Here is a 247-nt window from a genome sequence, read left to right as displayed (position 1 = left end):
ATCGAGAAGGCGTTCTCCCGGCTCAAGGCCATGCTCCGAAAGGCGGGTGAGCGAACCGTCAGCGGCCTGTGGGGCCTGATCGGCAAGCTCATCGACATCTTCCAGCCAGACGAATGCGCCAACTAGGCTCAGGACTCATTGCGGCAGCCAGAAGATGACGGTGGCGGCGATGCAGATGGCTGAGAAGAAGGTGTGGGCGCAGCGGTCATAGCGGGTGTGGATGCGGCGCCAGTCCTTGAGTTTGCCG

The 247-nt window shown here is 62.3% G+C and carries 2 pseudogenes; one reads left to right on the top strand and one right to left on the bottom strand.

Going from position 1 to position 247, the window contains the following annotated elements:
* A pseudogene (locus NZK81_RS21600) lies at positions 1–126 on the top strand (IS630 family transposase); the annotation flags it as partial.
* 9 nt (positions 127–135) lie between these two features.
* Here the strand turns inward: NZK81_RS21600 and NZK81_RS21595 are convergent.
* Positions 136–247 (bottom strand): annotated as a pseudogene (locus NZK81_RS21595) (IS5 family transposase); the annotation flags it as partial.

This window comes from Novosphingobium mangrovisedimenti (assembly GCF_025153475.1).
GTDB classification, from domain to species: Bacteria; Pseudomonadota; Alphaproteobacteria; order Sphingomonadales; family Sphingomonadaceae; genus Novosphingobium; species Novosphingobium mangrovi_A.
The sequence above is the reverse complement of the archived record's forward strand: the minus strand, read 5'-3'. Positions and strand labels throughout refer to the sequence as shown.